The organism is Micromonospora sp. URMC 105 (assembly GCF_051386295.1).
Taxonomy (GTDB): domain Bacteria; phylum Actinomycetota; class Actinomycetes; order Mycobacteriales; family Micromonosporaceae; genus Micromonospora.
In genome coordinates, this window is record NZ_JBPQTL010000205.1 from 1 (window position 1) to 998 (window position 998).

The 998-nt window shown below is 74.3% G+C and carries 1 protein-coding gene; it reads left to right on the forward strand.

Going from position 1 to position 998, the window contains the following annotated elements; translation table 11 throughout:
* Nucleotides 1-128 precede the first annotated feature (128 nt).
* A complete protein-coding gene (locus tag ACSNN7_RS28935) occupies nucleotides 129-884 on the forward strand; it encodes a Bax inhibitor-1/YccA family protein (RefSeq protein WP_436684214.1) in 756 nt (251 codons plus the stop codon).
* Nucleotides 885-998: the final 114 nt, after the last annotated feature.

Below are 998 nucleotides of genomic sequence, written 5' to 3' on the forward strand. Positions count from 1 at the left end.
ACCGCGACCCGCGGCGGGGGGCGCCGTCGTGTCCGGCCCGCCGCACCCCGGCCCCGCCGTTTGCCCGCCGCCGACAGGCCGTCCGGGGGAGAGTGACACCAGGGGTACGGCTGGCGAGGAGGTGGCGGGTGCGCAGCGCCAACCCGGTTCTGGACCGGCTGGACGACACCAGCCGGGAGCACCGGCTGCCCGGGGCGGGCGGCGCGGAGGCGGTGACCGTCGACGACGTGGTGGTCCGTACCGTCGGGCTGCTGCTGCTCACGGCCGCCACCGCGGCGGTGGCCTGGGTGGTCGTGCCGCAGGAGATGTGGGTCCCGGCGGCGCTGGCCGGCACCGCCCTGGCCGGCATCGTGCTGGTCCTGGTGATCTCGCTGCGCGGCATCACCCACCCGGTCCCGATCATCGGGTACGCCCTGCTCCAGGGGGTGCTGCTGGGGGTGGCCAGCCGGGCGTTCGAGCTGGTCTACCCGGGCATCGTGGTGCAGGCCGTGGTGGGCACCTTCGGGGTGTTCCTCGGGATGGCGGTGCTCTACCGGGCCCGGGTCGTCCGGGCCACGCCGCGCCTGGCCCGCCTGGTCATCGGCACCCTGATCGGGCTGCTCGCGGTCAGCCTGGTCAACCTGGTCTTCCGGCTGTTCACCGGCCGGCAGGGCGTGGAGGTCTACTCCGTCTCCGGCCAGGTCGGCTGGCTGCCGTACGTCTTCTCGGGGGTGGCGATCATCGCCGGGGCGCTCAGCTTCATCCTCGACTTCGACCAGGTGGAGCGCTCGGTCCGGGGTGGCCTGCCCCGCCGGTACGCCTGGCTCTGCGCCTTCGGGCTGCTGGTCGGGCTGATCTTCCTGTACTGGCAGATCCTGCGGCTGCTGAGCTACCTGCGCCGGTGAGCGGGGCCGGGGTGCTGCGGCCGTACACTCGGCGGCGATGAGCGCAGCGGAGTTGGGCCGGGCGGTGGAGCTGCTGGTCCGTCAGGTGGGGCACTGGCAGCAGCCGCGGTGGGC